Here is a 19,692-nt window from a genome sequence, read left to right as displayed (position 1 = left end):
TTTCGTATTTTCTTTTAACAATTTTAACGTTTTAGCAACAAGCTGTGCCGGTATTTTGATTTTTTCAATTTCTTGAGGTTTTCTAATTGCTATTGCCATTTATTCTCCTAAAATAAAAAGGGCTTAAAGCCCTGTAACTGATAAAGTATCATATTTTTGCATTTGAAGCTCAGCCTGTATTTTTCTCATTGTATCGATTGCAACTTGGACAACGATAAGTACAGCTGTACCACCAAAATAAAAATTAATACCTATAAGTTTTACAAGCAGCCAAGGCATTACTGTAATTGCACCTAAGTACAACGCACCCCAGAATGTAAGTCTGCTTGCAACTTCATTTAAAAATTTAGCAGTTTGTTCTCCAGGTCTGATCCCAGGAATAAATCCACCCTGTTTTTTAAGATTTTCTGCAATTTCTTTTGCATTAAATACAATAGATGCATAAAAATAAGCAAAGAATATAACAAAAGCAAACAATAGTACATGGTATAAATATCCGTTTGGATTTAAATAATCTCTAATAGTTACTAATACAGGATTGGATACTCCACTTAAAACAGTTAGAGGAAACATTAATATCGCACTAGCAAAAATTGGAGGAATAACACCACTCAAGTTTACTTTAATAGGAATATAATTCATAACTCTTTTGAATTTGTTTTGCATTAATACTTTTTTCTGATATGAAATCGGTACTCTTCTCTCAGCAAGTTCAACATATATAATAAACGCTATTGTTCCTACTACGATTAACAGAATAAAGATCAGTCCTATAACAGACAGTTCTCCTACGTCTACGAGGTTAAGTGTACCTACAATCGCTGCCGGAATTCTACTTACGATTCCTGCAAAGATAATTAAACTGATACCGTTACCTACACCTCTTTCAGTAATCTGTTCACCGATCCATACAAGGAGCATTGTACCGCCCATCATAGAAAATGCGGTTAATATTACAAATGTAGAAGTATCTATCATAACTGCAGATTCGCCCGCTTTGCCCGTTAAAGACGTAAGACCGATTGCAATACCAATAGCCTGTACAAAAGCAATTGCTACCGTAGAATATTTAACTATTTGCATATATTTTTGAAAGCCCTGAGAGTCTTTTTTCATCTCGCCAAGTTTTGGGAATGTTGCAGCAAGAAGCTCCATAATAATTGACGCGGTAATGTATGGCATAACACCAAGAGCAATAATACTCATTCTGCTCACAGCATTACCACTGAACATATTAAGTAAACCTAATGCATCGTGCTGATGTCCTGAAAAAAAGTCTTTAATTACATCTATATTTACCCCTGGTACCGGGACATATGCTAGAACTCTATAAATGAGAAGGAAACCAAGGGTAATTAAGATTTTTTTTGCTATCGGATTCATACCCTTACTTTCCAGATGTAGTTATGTTAGCATCTTTTATTTTATCTTTAAGCTCTTTAGCTTTTGTTCCAATAAGTTTTACTTTTTTTGCTTTAATTTTTACAATGTTAGCTAAAGCTTCCATTGTAATTTCTTCAAGTTCTACAATTGCAGGAAACTTGTCTACATTAATCGCCTGAGGTTTTACAACTCTACTTTTAAATCCAACTTTTGGAAGTCTTCTTTGAAGCGGCTGTTGACCACCTTCAAAACCTCTTTTTTTAGAATAACCAGTTCTAGATTTCTGACCTTTTTGTCCTCTGCTACTAGTTTTTCCGTATCCTGAACCTGCTCCACGTCCTACTCTTTTTGTTTTATGAGTAGATCCGCATGCCGGTTGTAAATTATTTAACGCCATGATTACGCCTTTTTGCTTTTAATCATTTTTAGAGCTTCTACTGTAGCTCTAACTAAGTTGTGAGGTTCGTTTGAACCTAATGATTTAGAAAGAATATCTTTAATACCTACAAGTTCAAGTACCGGTCTCACCGCACCACCGGCGATTAGCCCTGTACCCTCACTTGCCGGTTTAAGTAAAATTTTAGATGCATTATATTTAGCTTGTACGTCATGATTAATTGTATTACCGTGAATACCGTTAATTTCAACTAAGTTTTTAAATGCATCGTCAATTGCTTTTTTGATAGCATCAGGAACTTCTTTAGCTTTACCAGTTCCGATTCCAACAATACCTTTTTTGTTTCCAACAACTACCAAAGCGTTAAATCTGAATCTTCTACCACCTTTAACAACTTTAGTAATTCTTCCAATGTTAACAACTACTTCTTCAAAATCTTCTCTGTTATAATCTCTAATTACTTGAGCTTTTTTAGCCATTTGCCTTCCTTATAATTTTATACCGTTTTCTCTAAGAGTATCTGCAAACGCTGCAACTACACCGTGATATTTGTATCCATTTCTATCAAATCTAATAGCATCAATATCAGCTGCTTTTAATTTTTCAGCAAAAATTTTAGCAGCTTCTTTTGCACCGTTAATATTTGACGGTAATTTGTTTTCTAAATGAGCAGTATTTAAAAATGCTAATGTGTTACCAGCAACATCATCAATAGCTTGAATAACTAAGTATCTATTTGATTTAAAAATAGTTACTCTAGGCATATCAGCAGTACCACTGATTCTACCTCTCACTCTTCTTTTTCTTTTTAATCTTCTTAAATCTCTTTTAGCTAATGCTTTACTTCTTCTCATCTCTCACCCTTATTTTTTAGCTGTTTTACCAGCTTTTCTAATAATATGTTCATCAACATATTTAACACCTTTGCCTTTGTAAGGCTCAGGTTTTCTAAAGCTTCTGATTTCTGAAGCAACTTGACCAACTTGTTGTTTATCGCTACCTTTTACTGTAATAATATTTTTTTCAACAGTAATAGTAATTCCTTTAGGAATTTCAAAATTTATAGGGTGTGAATATCCAAGTTGTAATTCTAAAATATTACCTTTTACAGCTGCTCTGTAACCAACACCGTTGATTTCAAGTTTTTTCTCAAATCCTTGAGTTAATCCGATAACAGCATTATTAGCTAAAGCTCTTACAGTTCCCCACATAGCTTTTGCAAATTTAGTTTCTTCTGCCGGTTCAAAAGTTAATTCATCACCGTTGATATTAACTTTTACAACACCTTTAGTGTCGATTTCTTTTGAATCTTGGCCTTTTTTAATAATTAATTTATTCCCTTCAAGTTTAGCTTCAAGGCCAGAAGCCAACTTTACGGGTTGTTTACCTATTCTACTCATAAATTATCTCCTTACCAAATACTACAGATTACTTCGCCGCCTACTTTTTCTTTGTAAGCTTCGTCATTAGGTAAAACGCCTTTGCTAGTTGATACTACTAGAGTACCGTATCCGTTTTTAAATCTTTTAATGTCTTCGTATCCTTTATAAACCCTTCTACCAGGTTTAGACACTTTTTTAACTTCTCTGATAACAGAGTTGCCGTTTTCATCATATTTTAAAGTCACGTTGATGAATTTTTTGTTACCATCTTCAATTACTTTAAAACTTTCAATATAACCTTTTTCTTCAAAAACTTTCAATACCGCTTCCATAAGTTTAGAGTGATTAAGTTTAGTCACTTCTAAACCTCTCATAGCGGCATTTCTGATTCTTGTTAATCCGTCTGCAATAATATCGTTCATCATCTTGGCATCCTTTTACCAACTTGCTTTTTTAACACCAGGGAGTAATCCCTCGTTTGCCATTTTTCTTAGACAAATTCTACAAATACCAAAATCTCTGTAAACAGAGTGAACTCTACCACAGATAGAGCATCTTGTATATGCTCTTACTTTGAATTTTGGTTTTCTTTTAGCTTTAGCTATCATACTTTTTTTCGCCATATTACTTTCCTTTTGTGAATGGGAATCCGATAAGTTCTAGCATTCTTTCAGCCAGTTTATCGTCTTCAGTTGTTGTGGAAATATTAATATTCATACCATGTACTCTGATAATACTGTCGTAATCAACTTCAGTAAACACTAACTGTTCTGTAAGACCGAAGTTAAAGTTACCTCTTCCGTCAAAACCGTCTCTTTTCACACCTTTAAAGTCTCTAACTCTCGGTAGTGCGATTGAGATAAGTTTTTGAAGGAAATTCCACATCATTTCACCTCTAAGTGTTACTTTAACACCTACAGGCATACCTTCTCTAACTTTAAATCCTGCAACTGATTTTTTAGCAGGTGTAATTACCGCTTTTTGACCAGTAATAATTGTTAATGTATCAGCTACGCTTTGAAGGAATTTTTTATCTTTGCTTCCTTCACCAACACCAGCACTAACAACGATTTTTTCAATGTTAGGAATCAGCATAGGGTTTTTAATATCAAACTCTTCTGCAAGTTTTGCCCTAACTTCGTCTTTATATTTTTTTTGTACTTCAAACATCTTCTCAGCCTTCTACTTTTTTTACATTTGAGATGTGAATTGGTCTTTCAACATATTCAAATCCACCTTTTGGATTTTGCTCAGTAGGCTTAACAGCCTTTTTAACTACGTTCACACCTTTAACAAGTACTTTTGAATCTTTAACAAGTACTTTTAAAACTTCACCAGTTTTTCCTCTGTCATCTCCTGCGATAACTTTTACGCTATCGCCTTTTTTAATTTTGAATTTAGGAGGTAAATTTTTTCTAGCACCCATTATAGCACCTCCGGAGCAAGTGATGTAATTTTTTGGAAACCTTCGTATCTAACTTCTCTCGCGATTGGTCCGAAAATACGAGTTCCTACAGGTTCTTTTTTAGCATCAATGATAACTGCCGCGTTATCATCGAATCTGATTAGCGAACCGTTTTCTCTTTGAACTTCTTTTTTAGTTCTAACGATTACCGCTTTTACAACTTGACCTTTTTTAATTTTACCGTTTGGAAGGGCTTTTTTTACAGAAGCGACAATAATGTCACCTACTGAAGCATATCTTCTTTTAGACCCTCCCAAAACTTTAATACACATGATTTCTTTAGCACCGCTGTTATCAGCAACTTTTAATCTTGTAAATGGTTGAATCATTCTTATTCTCCTCTCTCAAGAATATCTTTAAGAACGAAAGATTTTCTTTTAGAAATTGGTCTGTGTTCAATTGCGGTAACAACATCACCAACGTTAGCCGCATTTTCTTCATCATGAACAAGGTATTTCTTGAATTTTTTAACAATTTTATGATATTTAGGATGTAAAACTTTTCTTTCAACCAATACGTTGATAGTTTTATCTCCAGTTTTTTTGATAACTTTTCCAGTAATAATTCTTTTAGGCATTAGTTACCCCTTTTTGCTCTCATCGCAGTTTTAATTCTTGCGATGTCTTTTCTAATTTTTCTAACAAGAGATGTGTCTTGTAGCTGCATAGTTTTTAATTTCATTCTTGTTTCAAAAAGCTCCATTTTTTTCTCTTTTAAAAGATCCTGAAGCTCTTTTTCAGTTTTTTCAATAAGTTCCGCTACGTTAAGTTTAGTATAGCTCATTTTCACTCTCCATGCTTACAATTTTTGTTTTGAACGGCAATTTAGCAGCTGCAAGAGTTAATGCCCTAACGGCAGTTTCATTATTAACACCAGTAATTTCGAAAATAATTCTTCCGGGTTTAATATTCATAACCCACTCTTCAACACTACCTTTACCTTTACCCATTCTCACACCAACAGGTTTTGCTGTTAGAGGTTTGTCTGGGAATACTCTAATCCAGATTTTACCTGTTCTTTTCATAGTTCTTGAAAGCGCAACCCTTCCCGCTTCAATTTGTCTTGAGTTGATTCTTCCAAGTTCTACGGCTTTAAGACCGTATGTTCCGAATGACAGAGTACTACCTCTGTAGGCTTTACCTCTGTTTCTACCTTTTTGTTGTTTTCTGTATTTAGTTCTTTTTGGCATTAACATTTCTGCGTCCTTTTCTTCTTCTTGGAGCTTTTCTTTCTGGCGCTTGAGTATCGTCAGAATTCATTTTTCTTTGAAGAACTTCACCTTTGAATATCCATACTTTAACACCGATAATACCGTATGTAGTTAAAGCTTCAGCAAAACCGTAATCAATTTTTGCTCTTAATGTATGAAGAGGAACTCTTCCCTCAAGATACCATTCAGTTCTAGCCATTTCAGCACCGTTAAGTCTTCCAGCAACCTGAACTTTAATACCTTTTGCACCAGATTTAAGTGCTGATTGAATAACTTTTTTCATAGCTCTTCTGAATGCTACCCTTCTTTCTATCTGAGTAGCAACGTTTTCAGCTGCAAGCTGAGCTGAAATTTGAGGTTTTCTTTCTTCTTTAATATTAAGAATAAGTTCTTTTCCGCCAATTCTTTTTTGAAGTTCAGCTTTTAGAGCTTCTATTTCGCTTCCACCTTTACCAATGATGATACCAGGTTTTGCTGCAAAAATAGTAATTCTGATTTTTTTGGCTGTTCTTTCAATAATAATATCACTTACACCTGCGTAATAAAGTTTCTTTTTAAGAAATTTTCTTAGTTCATAATCACCTAATACGTTTTCAGGCATAGTGTTATAATTAATGAACCATCTACTTCTCCAGTTTTTGTTTATCCCTAGTCTTAGTCCGATTGGATTCGTTTTTTGACCCATTAGCTTTCCTTTTCAACTTCTACAAAAATGTGTGCTGTAGGTTTTTGGATTCTGCTCGCCATACCTCTAGCTCTTGGTCTGAATCTTTTTAGATACGGACCTCTATCGATTCTGCATGAAGTAATAACTACTTCATTTGCATCATATCCGCCGTTTGCAACCGCACTTGCAACAACTTTAGCGATAACTCTTGCCGCTTTATTAGGCATAAATTCTAATTTAGCAAGCGCTTCTTCAGCATTCATACCTTGAATTTCTTTAGCAATCAATCTTGCTTTAGTTGGGGATAGTCTTATAAATTTTAATACTGCTTTACTCATCACCTATCCTTACTTACCAATTTTCTTTTGAACAGAACCTTTATGTCCTCTAAAAGTTCTGGTAGGTGCAAATTCACCTAATTTAAATCCAACGTGTCTTTCAGTAACATATACCGGAACGAAATCTCTTCCGTTGTGTACGTTAATTGTAAGCCCGATCATATCAGGCGTAATAGTACTTCTTCTTGACCAAGTTTTAATTGGTTTAGGATTTTTTTCTTCTTTTGCTTTAAGAACTTTTTTCATTAAATGGTCATCTACAAAAGGACCTTTTTTTAAACTTCTAGCCATGAGCTATCCTTATTTCTTTCTTCTTGAGATGATATATTTATCAGATTGTTTTTTCTTTCTAGTTTTGTAACCTTTAGTCGGCATACCCCAAGGTGTAACAGGATGGTTACCTTTACTTCTACCTTCACCCCCACCGTGTGGATGGTCAACCGGGTTCATTGCAATACCTCTTGTCTGAGGTCTGATACCTAGGTGTCTGCTTCTACCAGCTTTACCGATTGTAATATTTTGGAAATCAGCGTTTCCGACTGTACCGATAGTCGCCATACATTCACCAAGAATATATCTCATCTCACCGCTTGGTAATCTTAAGATAACGTATTTACCCTCACGTCCCATAATCTGGCAGCTGTTTCCGGCACTTCTTGCGATCTGACCGCCTTTACCAGGCTTCATTTCAACATTATGCACAACAGTACCAACAGGTATGTTTTTAAGTTTCATTGCGTTACCAGGTTTAATATCAAGTCCGGCTTCAGCTGCTAAAACAGTGTCACCTATTTTTAAACCTTCAGGCTGAATGATATATCTTTTGTCCCCATCAACATAGCTGATAAGACAAATTCTACAGTTTCTGTACGGATCGTATTCTACTGTTACAACTTTACCAGGTACTCCGAATTTATTTCTTTTAAAATCGATGATTCTGTAAAGTTTTTTTGCTCCAGCTTCTCTATGTCTAGATGTAATTCTTCCGTGATTGTTTCTACCCGCTTTTTGCGGAAGTTTAATTAATAATTTTTTTACCGTCGGTTTTGAAGTTATGTCACTGTTATCAAGTGTTGTCATAAATCTTCTTGACGGTGTATATGGTTTATAACTCTTTACTGCCATCTTCTATCCTTATACACTTAGGCTTTCAAGTTTTGCATCTTCAGGTAATTTAACATAGAATTTTTTATAATCCGGTCTTTTACCTTCGATTCCTCTAAATCTTTTCACTTTACCTTTTTGTTTAAGTGAATTTACTTTTAGCGGAGTTACTCCGAAATATTCCTTAAAAATCTCTTTAAGTTGATTTTTAGTCACTTTTGGTGTAGTTTGAACTACTAGCACACCCTGCTCTTGAAGGTTAAGTGCTTTTTCTGTATACACAATTGATTTAATATCTGTAATATCCGCCATCGCTTAGCCCTTTATAACTTTTTCGTAAGCCGCTTTATCAAAAATAATGCTGTGGAATACACTCGCATAATAAGCGTTTAATTCTTCTGGTGTAATGATATACACGTTTGGAATATTTCTAAATGCTAAAAATGTTTTTTCATCCATTTCGTCAACTACGATTAAGTAATCTCTTTGGTTTACTTCATTTAGCCATTTAACAGCGTCTTTTGTTTTACCGCTTTCGATTTTAATTGCATCTACAACGAAAAGTTTTCCGTTTTCAGCTTTTTCATTAAGTGCGTATTTAAGCGCAACTCTTTTTTGTTTTTTATTTAATTTTTGAGACCAGTCTCTTTCGTTTCTTGGCCCGTGAGCTACACCACCACCTACGAATTGAGGTGCTCTGATACTACCTTGTCTAGCTCTACCTAGACCTTTTTGTCTGAAAGGTTTTTTTCCACCACCGCTTACTTCGCCTCTAGTTTTTGTATGTGCAGTACCAGCTCTTTGGTTAGCAAGGTATGCTTTTACATACAAATAAAGGTTATGCGGATTGATGTTTTGAAAATCCTCAGGTAATTGCTTAATTACTTCTATACTCATTTCACAATCCTTACTTTTCCTAAACTTCCGTTAGCTCCAGGAACACTTCCTTTAATTACAAGTACACCCATGTTTTCGTCATACTCTAATACTTCTGCGTTAACAGTAATGTTTTTGTTACCGTAATGCCCAGGCATTTTTCTACCAGGCATAACTCTACCAGGCCATTCACAGTTACCGATTGATCCCGGTGCTCTGTGAAATCTTGAACCGTGTCCACCAGGTCCACCTGCAAATCCGTGTCTTTTTACAACACCTTGGAAACCTCTACCTTTGCTTTTGAAAGTAAGTTTTACTTTTTTAGCTTCTTTAAGTGGTTCAACACTTAGGTCTCCAGGTTCAGTGTTTGCAACTTTTAATTCAACGAATCTGTTGAATTCTTTGCTTAATCCGTATTTTTTCTGCATACCTTCAATCGGTTTATTGATTTTTTTACCGTTTGCGTATGCAACTAACGCTTTGTCATCTTTTATTTCACAAACTTTAGCCGGAACTACTTTTAATAAAGTTACCGGAATACTTGGGATTCCTACCGTCCTACTCATTCCTATTTTTTCAACTATAAATTCCATTCAATTCTCCTTAACTTAATGCCCTAACTTCTACATCAACCTCTGGTGCCAACTCTAGCTTCATAAGTTGATCAACAGTTTCAGGCGATGCGTTCACAACATCAACAATTCTTCTGTGAATTCTGATTTCAAATTGCTCTCTTGAATCTTTGTTAATGTGAGGTGATCTTAATACCGTATATCTTCTGATTTTTGTAGGTAGAGGAATTGGTCCCTTTACTTCCGCTCCAGTTCTTTTAATAGCATCTGTAATAATGCTAACAGCTTTATCAAGCACTCTATGGTCATATGCTTGAAGTTTGATTCTGATTTTCTCCATAGCCTTCCTTTTTAAAGATCTCGTGGTTTTTCCACGCTTTTGTGGACTGAAATTATAAATGATTTTAATTGTAAATGCAAGATTTTTGGGAGTATTTTTTCCTTAAAAAAAGGAAAAGGAAAGGTTATTTATTTTTTAGAATCTCCGAAATAGGAGCATTTTGAAAAATATAATCAACAGCCTCTTCCACATCGTCAGTAACTAAATAAAGATTTTTGTCTTCCAGAGAGATATATTTCATTTCAAGCATTTTTTCATAAAAATCCAAAAGAGGTTTATAAAATTCACTTCCGAAAAAAACTATCGGAATCTGACTCATTCTCTTTGTCTGAACGAGTGTAAGCACTTCGCTTAGCTCGTCAAGCGTTCCAAAGCCTCCAGGCATCATTATCGTTGCAACGCTGTATTTAAGGAATGTTACTTTTCTTGTAAAGAAATATTTAAATTTCAAAGGTGTTTTTACATAAGGGTTTGTATGCTGCTCATGAGGCAGTTCAATATTCAAACCTATACTTATTTTCGCGCCTTTATTTGCGGCTTCCATAATCCCGGGTCCCCCGCCTGTAATAATCGCATATCCCTTATCACTTAGACCTTTCGATATTTCCGTTGCTTTTTCATAATAATAGTGCCCTGGTTTCTCTCTTGCACTACCAAATATAGATACTGCAGGAGGAATATCTTCAAGCTCGTCAAACGCATCAGTAAAATCGCTTATTACCCTGAATATTCTCCATACGTCTTTGTTTATGTTTCTGTTGTCCAGAAATTCTTTTTGTATATCTCTCATGTTAATCCTTATTAATTGAGGTACTATATTGTCATCTACTAAAATTATAGCAATTATAAAACTTAAATTTTCTCTGTATACTCAAAAAATCAAAGGATTTCAGGAACCCCACTTCTAAATTTTTAATTTTTCATTTTTCATTTCTAAAACAGTCTACCTATTTTCCTAAACCCGATATAAAAAAGCACTATCGCAATTACGGTTTCAGCCGTAAAATATGGTAAAAGATCTACAAAACTTGTTCCTTTAAAAAATATCGCTTCACTTCCCTGTATATAATACCTGACAGGTGAAAGCAGTGTCATTTTCTGTAAAAACGGCGCCATAGAAGTTATAGGCGTCCATGCACCGCTTAAAAAGAGTAGAGGAAGCATAACGAGCATACTTATCTGAGCAACCTGCATAACGCTTTTGCTGTATGCTGCTATTACAAGGGCAATTCCGCCAAGTGCAAAAGAAAAAATAAAACTAAGAACAAAAAAAAGCCATAAATTACCGTTTATAGGCGTATTAAACACTCCAAATATTACTATTCCGACACTTATTACAATCCCCACCATTACAATCACTATCTGAGAAAGAACCTTTGCAAAAATAATAACTTTACCATCAACCGGCATTAAAAGCATAATATCCCACGTGCCTTTTTCTTTTTCCTTTACAAACACAATTGACACAAGTATAAGTATCAGCATCGTTACGACGTTTATAAGTTCTGTCAGTCCCATAAACCATGTGGAGGTTGAATTTTGATTGAAAAGTTTATGTATTCTGAAATCAACCGGACTTTTTTGATTACTAAGCCGCAAAAGTATCTGATTTAAATATATAAGCGTGACCTGTGCCTGGGCGGAAGCCGTGGCATCAACAAGCACATTTATCGTAGTAGTTTTGTTTTTATAATAGTTTTTCGTAAAATCAGAATCAAATATAAGCCCCACCATTATTTTTTTATCAAAAATCGCTTTTTTAAGATCTTTTTCACTCAAAAACACTTTCGGATTTTCAAACTCGGGATAATGAAAATGGCTTAGAATTTCATCCGGAAGTTTTTTCCCGCTGTAGTTTACGTATCCGATACTGACATGCTGAGGCTTAATTTTGATACCGTTTCCGGCCGTATAAACTTCAAGCGTAAACGCATACAAAATAAAAAACACAAGCCCTACGTTTCTTAAAAACGTTAAAATTTCTTTCAAAAATATTGCTTTAAACGCTCTCATTTAAAAGCCTTTTTTATAAACAGACTGCCTATAAAAAGCAAAGCAAATGCATAAACAAGCAAAATACCAAGATATAAAAGATTGATCATAGAATTAAACCCTTCACCCACCAAAAATGTATCATAAACGATATGATTGTAATACATTATAGGAAACAGATGCGCTTCTATTAAACTAAACTTATCCATAGAGGTTATAGGCATCATAATCCCCGAATATAAAAATCCCGGAATAACTGTAATAATAATACTCAATACAAGCGCACTTACCTGAGTTTTGGTAATCGCCGAAACCAAAAGCCCTATTCCGACACTTACCATTACGTATATTTCACTGGCTATCACATACAGTAAAAAACTGCCTTTAAAAGGTACATCAAAATAATAAACAGCCCACAAAAAAAGTATATAAATATTAACAGAATGCAATAAAAAAGGAGGTATAAGTTTTGAGATTAAAAACTCCCCTTTTGTAATAGGAGATGAATAAAAGTTAAAAATCGTTCCGATTTCTTTTTCTTTTACAATCATAAGTGCAGCAAGGATAGAAGGTGCCAACAACAGCGTCAAACCGATAATACCGGGAATAATAGCGTTTTCATCCCGTAAAGACTCATTAAACAAATTTCTCTGGTTAACTTTTATCGGTTCTTTTATTCCGTTTTTGGCGAGTATATTTACAAACATCCCTTGCACATATCCCTCAAGCGTTGTGGCTCTCAAAGGAAACGAACCGTCAATATAGACTCCGATTTCGGCGGGATTTCTATGCAGAAGACTTCGTGTAAACCCGCTAGGGATTACAATGAAAAGATCTATTTTGTTTTTTTTGATTAGATCCAGGGCATCGTTGTCGTCAATAGACATAAGCTTTGTATCAAAATATTTGGAATGCTCAAATTTATTTATTATTTCAGTGCTTAGTTTTGTATTATCCCTGTCAATAATTACTGTTCTTGCATGAGTGATTTCAAGTTTAAGACCGTAACCGAAAAGAAATATTATGAGTGTTGGCATAAAATAGACTAAAATAATCATCTTTGAACGTATTAAATCCAAAAATTCTTTTTTGAGATACGCTTTTATTACACTAATCCTCATTGTTGTTTCCTACCAGTTTGATAAACACATCTTCAAAACTCATTCCCGGATAATTTTTATGAATGTTTGACATCGTATCATCAAGTATTTTTTTACCTCTTTTAAGCACCACAACCCTGTCACAGTATTCCGCCTCACTCATATAATGCGTGGTGATTAATATTGAAATTTGCCATTTTTCCTTGAGTTCCCTCATAAATTTCCAAAAACTCGCCCTCGCTATCGTATCAACCCCGCTTGTAGGCTCATCCAAAAAGAGAACAACAGGGTCGTGAAGCAGTGCAACCGCTACAGAAAATCTCTGGTTTATTCCAAGCGGCACGTCTGTCGGAAAGAAATTTAGATAGTCTTTAAAATCAAGCAGGTTTGAAAAAAATTCGGCTTTTTTTTCAATCTCTTCGGAAGTGAGCCCGTGCATTTTGCCGAAATACCTTATGTTTTCATAAATAGTCAAATCATCATACAGTGCAAACCTTTGAGAAACGTAACCGATTTTGCTTTTGAGTTTAATCCTGTCTTTATATGAGTTTATTTTCTCACCCAATAAATAAAGTTCACCCTCATCTATAGGATAAAGCCCGAGAAGCATTTTCATAAACGTGGTTTTACCTGCACCGTTTGCCCCAAGAAGGCCTAAGATTTCACCTTTTTTAAGCTCCAGATCGATATGATCGTCGGCAATGAAATTACCGAATTTTTTAGTTAGTCCTACGGCTTTTACAACAGTTTCAGGAGTGTCTGTATGCTTTTGTTCAAGTTTTATTTTAGGCATTTTTCTGTTTTTTTTAAGAGCGTTTACGAAAAACAGCCCTTCAAGAGTCGGTATTGTTTTTTTAAGGTTTAGATCTTTTAATGAATACGTTTTGCCCGCAAAACTCATGCATTCGTCACACTCAATCTCTCCTTCATATGTGTAATCTTTAATGCTTTGGATAAGTTCTTCGTTTGTACCTTTTGCAATAATCTCGCCTTCGTCAAAAAGCATAATCTTATCCATCAAAGCGGCTTCTTGCATATAAGCGGTTGAAATAAGCGCGATTATTCCGTTTTCTTTTCTTTCATTGTCTACAATATCCCAAAGCTCCCGCCTGCTTATAGGATCTACACCGGTTGTCGGCTCATCTAAAATAAGAAGCTGCGGTCTGTGAAGAAGTGCAAGAATGAGTGAGAGTTTCTGCCTCATTCCTCCGCTAAGATTTCCTGCTAGTCTATCCTGAAACTCATACAGTCCGGCCATTTTAAGCAGTCTTTTTTCGTACTCCGGGTCTTTTTTTATACCCCTAAGACCTCTAAAAAAATCAAAATGCTCCCTTACACTCAAAAGATCATATAAAACAAGCCCAAGCCCCTGAGGCATCAGGGAGAGTTTGTCTTTTATTTTTTCCGCTTCTTTGGGTGAATGGTATTTATACCCGTTATATTCTATTTCACCTTCAAAACCTTTAACTCCCGCTATTGCATGAAGCGTTGAACTTTTCCCGGCACCGTCCGCTCCGATAAGACCGACTATCTCCCCTTCTTTTACTTCAAAATTTATGTTTTTAGCCGCTACTTTTTCTCCATATTTTACCGTGATGTTTTTTACTGCTAACATAGTGGTGTATTGGTTATTGGTTTATTGGTATATTGGTTATTTAATTCTCCATTCTCCATTCTCTCTCTATACCCCAAAAAATCTTTCGATTTTCCAGGGACCCCATTTAATTTTTCACTTTTCATTTTTCACTTCTTTACAGTTCCGGCAGTTCATCAAGAGATTTAGGCAAACTGCCGTTTCCTATAAGCACCACACCCGTAGCCGGAAGACCGAGTTTTAAGTATTTGTTAGGAACTACCGGCTTTAAGTGAACTTCATAAACCCTTGTAATTCTGTCACTTCTGACAGCTACCTCTTTTGGTGTAAATTCAGCTCTTTTTGCTATTTTTACAACTTCAGCCATAATAGGTTTATTCGGAAAAGAATCAAGGAAAATTTCCGCTTTATCTCCAAGTTTGATTTTACCGTTTGTAATTTCATCCACATATATTTTTAGATAAAAAGAGCTGTTGTCTATTATTGAAACTACAGGCATTCCCGCACCTATTACTTCACCGGTGTTTGCTATTTTAGTATCTACAAATCCGTTTACCGGAGATTTCAGAATCATTTCATTTATCATTGTCTGCAGTTCGGCTTTGTTATATTCAAGAGCTTTAATAGAATGCTCAAAAGCTTTTAAATTATTCTGCTGTGATAGTGCTATGTTTAAATCTTTTTTAGCTGCTTCAAGCGCAGTTTTCAGCGCTTCTTTTTTTGCAATTAAGCCTTTTAATTTATCTTTGTCAGTTTGGGTTTTTAGACGCGCCATTTCAAGCTCATGCTCTTTTGCAAGGTTTCTTCTTACAAGTGAAGCAATTCTTTTTTCATCTTTCACATCCTGGTTTATCACTTTTTCAAGCGCGTCGATTTGTGCATTTAGAGCATTAATTTCTGCCGTTTTGGCTTTGATGTTAAGCTCCGCTTTTTTTATTGTATTTTCAATGTTGGATTTCATGGCTTTAAATTCATTTGTTTTTGCATTTATCTGTTCGTTTAGGGCATTTAATTTTTCCTGAAACTCTTTTGAATTTAATTTGGCAATAATTTCGCCTTTTTTTACCTTATCTCCGGTATCAACATTTAACTTAACGACTCTTCCGGGATATTTCGTATTCAAATTCACAACATCAGCATCAATTCTTCCGACCGCTTCAACCAAATAAGGAGGCACTTTTTTAGGATTTAATTTTTTGTATATAAAATATCCGGCTATTACTATTAATACAATAATTATAATTGGAATTGCTTTTTTAGAACTCATATTCGCCTCCGTTTAATTTTAATTTAATGTTTAAAAAGAATATTTTAGCTTTTATAGCATCTCTTTTTGCCTTTGCTTCGGCAAGTTTCGCTATTGCATCGTTTAAATCGCTGCTATCCGCAAGACCTTCATTAAATTTAGCTTTTATATACTCATAATAACTTTTTCTGGCTTTTACTTCCTGCTGGGCGGCTTTGAGTCTGTAAAAAAGTGCATTGTAAGTGTTTAGGTCGTTATCGTAATCAGTTTTTATTTTATTAAGATAGTCTTTAAAAAAAATTGTACTGCTTAGTTTTGCTATTTTGGCCATTTGTACTTTTGCCCTTGTTTCTCCGCCGTTAAAAATATCGTATTTAAAGCCTAAAGCTATATATGATTTATCAATATTTTGATAATCATTATCGCTTAAAACTAAATTGTCTGCTTCCCTTTTTAAACCGAGTTTAAGGGCTATTTGAGGATAATTAGCTGATTTGGCAAGTTTTACATCTTCGTTTGCAATTTTAAGAGTTTCTTTTATAGCTTTCACATCGGGTCTGTTATTGAAATCAGGTTTAAAACTTAGTTTATTAAGATCAATTATTCCGTCAATTTCTTTTATATGTTTATTTATAAGATAACTTAAAGTCTGAAGCAAAGAATTTTTTTGAGATTTTATATTTTTGATATCCGCAATTACCTCATAATATTTTGCATTTATTTCATCTAAAGACGACCTGTTAATAAGACCTTCGTTATATAGAGCTTCTGCTTTGTCTTTTGCACTCAAAAGCGCTTTTTTTGCCGATTCAAGAGCCATAACCTGATGCTTAAGAGCGTATATATTGCTGTAAAGCTCGGCTGAAGTAAGTAAAAGCTCTCTTTTTACGTTTTGAAGGTTCAGTTTTTCTTTTATAAGTTCCAGTTTTGACTTTTCTATTAAATTACTTATAGCAAAGCCTGTAAATAAAGGATATGAATAAGCTATTTCACCAACAAAATGATTCTTATCACTCATAGGCAGCTCACTGTCAAATGACTGATACACAAGATGGACTCCGTCAGGAGCAACAGCCACAGGCTGTACAGTTTTCAGCTTCATTACAGGCTGGGTAAACATATGAACAGCAGTATAATCAGCACTTAAAACTCCGTAATTGTTTGCTTTTGCGGTTTTTAATTTCTGTTCGTAGATTTTCACCTTTTGCTCGGCAAGTTTATATTTTAATGAATTTTCGATACTGAGTCTTATTTCATTGAAAGATTCTGCAAATAATAAAAAAGGAATACTCATAATCACTATTTTTTTAACTAACATTTTTTCTCCTTTTAACTAATAGTAACATAAAAACAAACAAACTTCCTACAAATCCCCAAAATCCTGCATCAAGCCAAACGTATTTATACCCGTAATTGGCACTCATAAAAGATTCGAGCTTTCTGAATATCTCTATTCCGGCTTTTCCGAAATAACTCTCAAGCGCAGAAACAAAATCACTGACTATATGATGATTTTGAATACTTACCATCCCGTCAAACTCTTTATTGCTGTAATATACTAAATTGTTAGTAGCAATAGCAGTTCCGAAACTGCCTCCTATAAATCTTACATAATCCATAGTCATAATACCCTGCTCTATTTTTCCGTTAGAATTATTCATAACAAGCACGGTAATCGGAGCAAAGAAAAGACCCATTGCTATTCCAAAAGGCATTGTTTTAAGCACAGCTTCATAAAACGGCGTATAATAATTGAGAGTCGGAAAGAGCACAAACGAACTGTAAAGGTATATTACAGCCCCCACAATCAGTACAGGCACGGGAGAGAATTTATCACTTAAAGCCCCGGCTATCATACTAAACACACCTATCCATATACCAAATCCCAAAACACCGAGCCCTGTCTGAATGGAACTCAGCCCTTTAATATGCTCATAAAACATCGGAATCAGATAAAAATACTGATACATTGAAAATCCAAGCAGTACAAAATATATAAGAATTCCCAGAGAATAATTAGGATTTTTAAACAATGTATAATCAAACAGCGACTCTTTAGAATAATATTCGCTCATAATAAAAAACAATGCCCCAAAAAACGTAGCAAAAGCAAGATATACAATTAAAGAAGAATTAAACCATCCATACTGCTGTCCTTTGCTAAGCAGTATCAAAAGTGCCACAGTTGCGACAGTCAAAAACGCAACGGATATGAAGTTCAGCTTTTCATCTTTTCTTTCATCCCTGTCCGGAAGAAGGAGTGAACCGAATATAACCAGAACAATACCTATAGGAACATTTACAAAAAATACCGCCCTCCAGCTGAACCATTCCGTCAGATACCCTCCGAGTGTCGGGCCTATAGCCGGTGCAAAGGCAACTCCAAGGGCAAATATACCCATGGCAATCCCTCTTTTTTCAGGCGGGAAAAAGCCAAAAAGCATCGCCTGGGCCGTAACCATTATAAGCGCTTCGGCAAACCCCTGAATCACCCTGGCGACTATTATAAAAGAAAGCGAATTTGATATACCGCATAAAAAAGAAGCCACCGTAAAAACACCCACGGCTGTTATGTATATCCACTTGTTTCCGAATTTTTTAATCATCCACTCAACAAGCAAAAGCCCAACCGCAGCGGCAATCATATACGCGGTAATTACCCACTGCACACCGTACATATCGGTTGAAAGAGGACCCTTCAGACGAGGGACTATAATATCAACCACCGTCGTATCGAGCACCGCCATGAAAGCACCTACTACTACAAGTAGAATTAAAAGTGAAAAATTAAAAGTGAAAAGTTTTTTATCCTGCATTTTCAACTTTTCACTTTCACTTGAGATTGCATCTTGCAATCTCAACTTCTCCCCCCATTCCCACAAGAACGCCTTGAGGAACTTTATTAAATTTTATTCTTACATAAAATCTTTGAGCTAATTTTGTAAATTCCCCGCTGCTGATATCCCTTGGGACAAGTGCAAAAGTTGCGGCGCTTGCAGGCAGAATTTTACTTACATATCCTTCAATATCCTTATCCAATGCATCAATATGGATTTTAACTTTACATCCGGGTTTGATACCTTTCATTTTTGTTTCTTCCAACAAATCCAAAACATATAAATCTTTAGGATTTACAACACTTAAAACCTTTGTTCCGGCATCTACAACCTCATCGTTATTTGCAAATTTTTTAGCAACCCTGCCGTTTATAGGAGAATAAATATATGAATTTTTTATATTTTGATTTACCAGTCCTAACTTATCATGCAGGGCTTTTAACTGATTTTGCTGAGCTTCTATTGATTTTTGAAGTCTTAAAAGCTCTTTTTTATTGTTTTGTACAAGTTTAATTTTCAGATCAAGCGTTTTGTTATTCAACATCAACGCTTCAAGTTTTCTCTCTTCTGCTTTAATCTGATCTTTTAATGAATCAAAAGCCACTTTTACGGTATCGTATTTTTCTTTTGAAACTTTATGTTCCATGTACAATCTTTTAAATTTTTTATAGTCATTTTTTAGTTTTTGAAGTTTGTATTTCATTGCGTCAATAGAAAATGCCATTGCTTCTATGTTTTTTTGCAGTTTGTCTTTTTCATTATTCAAAAGATTTAAATTAGTGTTTATATCATTAGAAAGTTTTTCTTTTTGTATAACGGTCGCTTTTATTTTGTCTTTTAAAACATTTATATTATTTTGCAGTTCTTTTTTTTGAAATATAAGCTCTTTTGTTTCAAGCTTAGCAAGAAGCTGTCCTTTTTTAATATTATCGCCTTCGTTAACGTATATTTTTTCTATTTTTCCCGGAAGTTTAAAGCTCAAAAACGTAAGAGAATCCGATTTCACAAATACGGCATTGCTTTCGGCATAATTTTTGTTAAAAACTATATATTTATACAATCCAAAAACACCTGCAAGTATCAAAATAATAAAAGTAAAAAGTGCGATTTTCTTTTTCATAAACTAACCTTTTCGAGTAATTTAGAGTATTTTAGCAGAGTTGTGTTGATATGTCAATAAAAGAGAAGG

Annotated in this window: 31 protein-coding genes (1 of these 31 running past the window's edge); all 31 read right to left on the bottom strand. The window is 34.7% G+C overall.

Annotation, left to right across the window (positions count from 1 at the left end; all coding sequences use genetic code 11):
- Positions 1-99, bottom strand: the beginning of a protein-coding gene (gene map / locus ACZ5EP_RS08825) for a type I methionyl aminopeptidase (RefSeq protein ID WP_464508824.1). 660 nt of this gene lie to the left of the window's left edge; only the first 99 of its 759 coding nucleotides appear in the window; the start codon lies at positions 97-99; its stop codon lies off the left edge, out of view.
- A 24-nt stretch (positions 100-123) separates the two neighbouring features.
- A complete protein-coding gene (gene secY / locus ACZ5EP_RS08820; protein WP_127681703.1) occupies positions 124-1,383 on the bottom strand; it encodes a preprotein translocase subunit SecY in 1,260 nt (419 codons plus the stop codon).
- A 4-nt stretch (positions 1,384-1,387) separates the two neighbouring features.
- The gene (rplO, locus tag ACZ5EP_RS08815; RefSeq protein WP_464508822.1) at positions 1,388-1,780 is read right to left on the bottom strand and encodes a 50S ribosomal protein L15; all 393 of its coding nucleotides are present in this window, start codon (positions 1,778-1,780) and stop codon (positions 1,388-1,390) included.
- A 2-nt stretch (positions 1,781-1,782) separates the two neighbouring features.
- Entirely contained in the window at positions 1,783-2,259 is a 477-nt protein-coding gene (gene rpsE / locus ACZ5EP_RS08810; protein ID WP_127681707.1) for a 30S ribosomal protein S5, read from the bottom strand.
- 9 nt (positions 2,260-2,268) lie between these two features.
- A complete protein-coding gene (gene rplR / locus ACZ5EP_RS08805; RefSeq protein WP_464508821.1) occupies positions 2,269-2,634 on the bottom strand; it encodes a 50S ribosomal protein L18 in 366 nt (121 codons plus the stop codon).
- Positions 2,635-2,643: 9 nt separating this feature from the next.
- Positions 2,644-3,180 (bottom strand): 50S ribosomal protein L6, encoded by a 537-nt coding sequence (rplF, locus tag ACZ5EP_RS08800; protein ID WP_464508819.1) that lies wholly within the window; start codon positions 3,178-3,180, stop codon positions 2,644-2,646.
- An 11-nt stretch (positions 3,181-3,191) separates the two neighbouring features.
- The gene (gene rpsH, locus ACZ5EP_RS08795; protein WP_464508818.1) at positions 3,192-3,587 is read right to left on the bottom strand and encodes a 30S ribosomal protein S8; all 396 of its coding nucleotides are present in this window, start codon (positions 3,585-3,587) and stop codon (positions 3,192-3,194) included.
- Positions 3,588-3,599: 12 nt separating this feature from the next.
- Positions 3,600-3,785, bottom strand: coding sequence for a type Z 30S ribosomal protein S14 (locus ACZ5EP_RS08790; RefSeq protein WP_007475795.1), 186 nt, complete (start codon positions 3,783-3,785; stop codon positions 3,600-3,602).
- Between the two features lies 1 nt (position 3,786).
- Entirely contained in the window at positions 3,787-4,332 is a 546-nt protein-coding gene (rplE, locus tag ACZ5EP_RS08785; RefSeq protein ID WP_464508817.1) for a 50S ribosomal protein L5, read from the bottom strand.
- A gap of 4 nt (positions 4,333-4,336) precedes the next feature.
- Positions 4,337-4,588 carry a 50S ribosomal protein L24 gene (gene rplX, locus ACZ5EP_RS08780; protein WP_127681717.1) on the bottom strand — a complete coding sequence of 84 codons (252 nt, stop codon included), beginning with the start codon at positions 4,586-4,588 and terminating at the stop codon, positions 4,337-4,339.
- Positions 4,588-4,956 carry a 50S ribosomal protein L14 gene (rplN, locus tag ACZ5EP_RS08775; RefSeq protein ID WP_127681719.1) on the bottom strand — a complete coding sequence of 123 codons (369 nt, stop codon included), beginning with the start codon at positions 4,954-4,956 and terminating at the stop codon, positions 4,588-4,590. Before rplN ends, rplX begins: the two co-directional genes overlap by 1 nt.
- 2 nt (positions 4,957-4,958) lie before the next feature.
- A complete protein-coding gene (rpsQ, locus tag ACZ5EP_RS08770; RefSeq protein ID WP_127681721.1) occupies positions 4,959-5,204 on the bottom strand; it encodes a 30S ribosomal protein S17 in 246 nt (81 codons plus the stop codon).
- Positions 5,204-5,410, bottom strand: a complete 207-nt coding sequence (gene rpmC / locus ACZ5EP_RS08765) for a 50S ribosomal protein L29 (RefSeq protein WP_127681723.1) — start codon at positions 5,408-5,410, stop codon at positions 5,204-5,206. Before rpmC ends, rpsQ begins: the two co-directional genes overlap by 1 nt.
- Positions 5,397-5,822 carry a 50S ribosomal protein L16 gene (gene rplP, locus ACZ5EP_RS08760; RefSeq protein ID WP_127681725.1) on the bottom strand — a complete coding sequence of 142 codons (426 nt, stop codon included), beginning with the start codon at positions 5,820-5,822 and terminating at the stop codon, positions 5,397-5,399. Before rplP ends, rpmC begins: the two co-directional genes overlap by 14 nt.
- A complete protein-coding gene (gene rpsC, locus ACZ5EP_RS08755) occupies positions 5,800-6,522 on the bottom strand; it encodes a 30S ribosomal protein S3 (RefSeq protein ID WP_127681727.1) in 723 nt (240 codons plus the stop codon). The genes rplP and rpsC overlap by 23 nt, the downstream gene beginning before the upstream one ends.
- Entirely contained in the window at positions 6,522-6,842 is a 321-nt protein-coding gene (gene rplV / locus ACZ5EP_RS08750; RefSeq protein ID WP_012663770.1) for a 50S ribosomal protein L22, read from the bottom strand. Before rplV ends, rpsC begins: the two co-directional genes overlap by 1 nt.
- A 9-nt stretch (positions 6,843-6,851) precedes the next feature.
- Entirely contained in the window at positions 6,852-7,133 is a 282-nt protein-coding gene (gene rpsS, locus ACZ5EP_RS08745) for a 30S ribosomal protein S19 (protein WP_015902442.1), read from the bottom strand.
- A gap of 9 nt (positions 7,134-7,142) precedes the next feature.
- Entirely contained in the window at positions 7,143-7,967 is an 825-nt protein-coding gene (gene rplB, locus ACZ5EP_RS08740; protein ID WP_127681729.1) for a 50S ribosomal protein L2, read from the bottom strand.
- A 9-nt stretch (positions 7,968-7,976) separates the two neighbouring features.
- A complete protein-coding gene (locus ACZ5EP_RS08735) occupies positions 7,977-8,258 on the bottom strand; it encodes a 50S ribosomal protein L23 (protein ID WP_127681731.1) in 282 nt (93 codons plus the stop codon).
- 3 nt (positions 8,259-8,261) lie between these two features.
- Complete coding sequence (gene rplD / locus ACZ5EP_RS08730) at positions 8,262-8,843, bottom strand: 50S ribosomal protein L4 (RefSeq protein WP_127681733.1); 582 nt, start codon at positions 8,841-8,843, stop codon at positions 8,262-8,264.
- Entirely contained in the window at positions 8,840-9,415 is a 576-nt protein-coding gene (gene rplC, locus ACZ5EP_RS08725) for a 50S ribosomal protein L3 (protein ID WP_127681735.1), read from the bottom strand. The genes rplD and rplC overlap by 4 nt, the downstream gene beginning before the upstream one ends.
- A 10-nt stretch (positions 9,416-9,425) precedes the next feature.
- Positions 9,426-9,734: a 30S ribosomal protein S10 gene (rpsJ, locus tag ACZ5EP_RS08720; protein WP_012663777.1), complete on the bottom strand. Its 309-nt coding sequence runs from the start codon at positions 9,732-9,734 to the stop codon at positions 9,426-9,428.
- Positions 9,735-9,858: 124 nt separating this feature from the next.
- Positions 9,859-10,524 (bottom strand): LOG family protein, encoded by a 666-nt coding sequence (locus ACZ5EP_RS08715; protein WP_464508816.1) that lies wholly within the window; start codon positions 10,522-10,524, stop codon positions 9,859-9,861.
- A 143-nt stretch (positions 10,525-10,667) separates the two neighbouring features.
- Entirely contained in the window at positions 10,668-11,747 is a 1,080-nt protein-coding gene (locus ACZ5EP_RS08710; RefSeq protein WP_464508815.1) for an ABC transporter permease, read from the bottom strand.
- Positions 11,744-12,847 (bottom strand): ABC transporter permease, encoded by a 1,104-nt coding sequence (locus ACZ5EP_RS08705; RefSeq protein WP_464508814.1) that lies wholly within the window; start codon positions 12,845-12,847, stop codon positions 11,744-11,746. Before ACZ5EP_RS08705 ends, ACZ5EP_RS08710 begins: the two co-directional genes overlap by 4 nt.
- Positions 12,837-14,441: an ATP-binding cassette domain-containing protein gene (locus ACZ5EP_RS08700; RefSeq protein ID WP_464508813.1), complete on the bottom strand. Its 1,605-nt coding sequence runs from the start codon at positions 14,439-14,441 to the stop codon at positions 12,837-12,839. Before ACZ5EP_RS08700 ends, ACZ5EP_RS08705 begins: the two co-directional genes overlap by 11 nt.
- Entirely contained in the window at positions 14,435-14,566 is a 132-nt protein-coding gene (locus ACZ5EP_RS08695) for a hypothetical protein (protein WP_464508812.1), read from the bottom strand. Before ACZ5EP_RS08695 ends, ACZ5EP_RS08700 begins: the two co-directional genes overlap by 7 nt.
- A gap of 11 nt (positions 14,567-14,577) precedes the next feature.
- Positions 14,578-15,687 (bottom strand): HlyD family secretion protein, encoded by a 1,110-nt coding sequence (locus tag ACZ5EP_RS08690; RefSeq protein ID WP_464508811.1) that lies wholly within the window; start codon positions 15,685-15,687, stop codon positions 14,578-14,580.
- Positions 15,677-16,984, bottom strand: coding sequence for a TolC family protein (locus ACZ5EP_RS08685; protein WP_464508810.1), 1,308 nt, complete (start codon positions 16,982-16,984; stop codon positions 15,677-15,679). Before ACZ5EP_RS08685 ends, ACZ5EP_RS08690 begins: the two co-directional genes overlap by 11 nt.
- Positions 16,974-18,482, bottom strand: a complete 1,509-nt coding sequence (locus tag ACZ5EP_RS08680; RefSeq protein WP_464508809.1) for a DHA2 family efflux MFS transporter permease subunit — start codon at positions 18,480-18,482, stop codon at positions 16,974-16,976. The genes ACZ5EP_RS08685 and ACZ5EP_RS08680 overlap by 11 nt, the downstream gene beginning before the upstream one ends.
- A gap of 16 nt (positions 18,483-18,498) precedes the next feature.
- Entirely contained in the window at positions 18,499-19,623 is a 1,125-nt protein-coding gene (locus tag ACZ5EP_RS08675) for an HlyD family secretion protein (RefSeq protein ID WP_464508808.1), read from the bottom strand.
- Positions 19,624-19,692: the final 69 nt, after the last annotated feature.

It is taken from the genome of Nautilia abyssi (assembly GCF_055388085.1).
The sequence above is the reverse complement of the archived record's forward strand: the minus strand, read 5'-3'. Positions and strand labels throughout refer to the sequence as shown.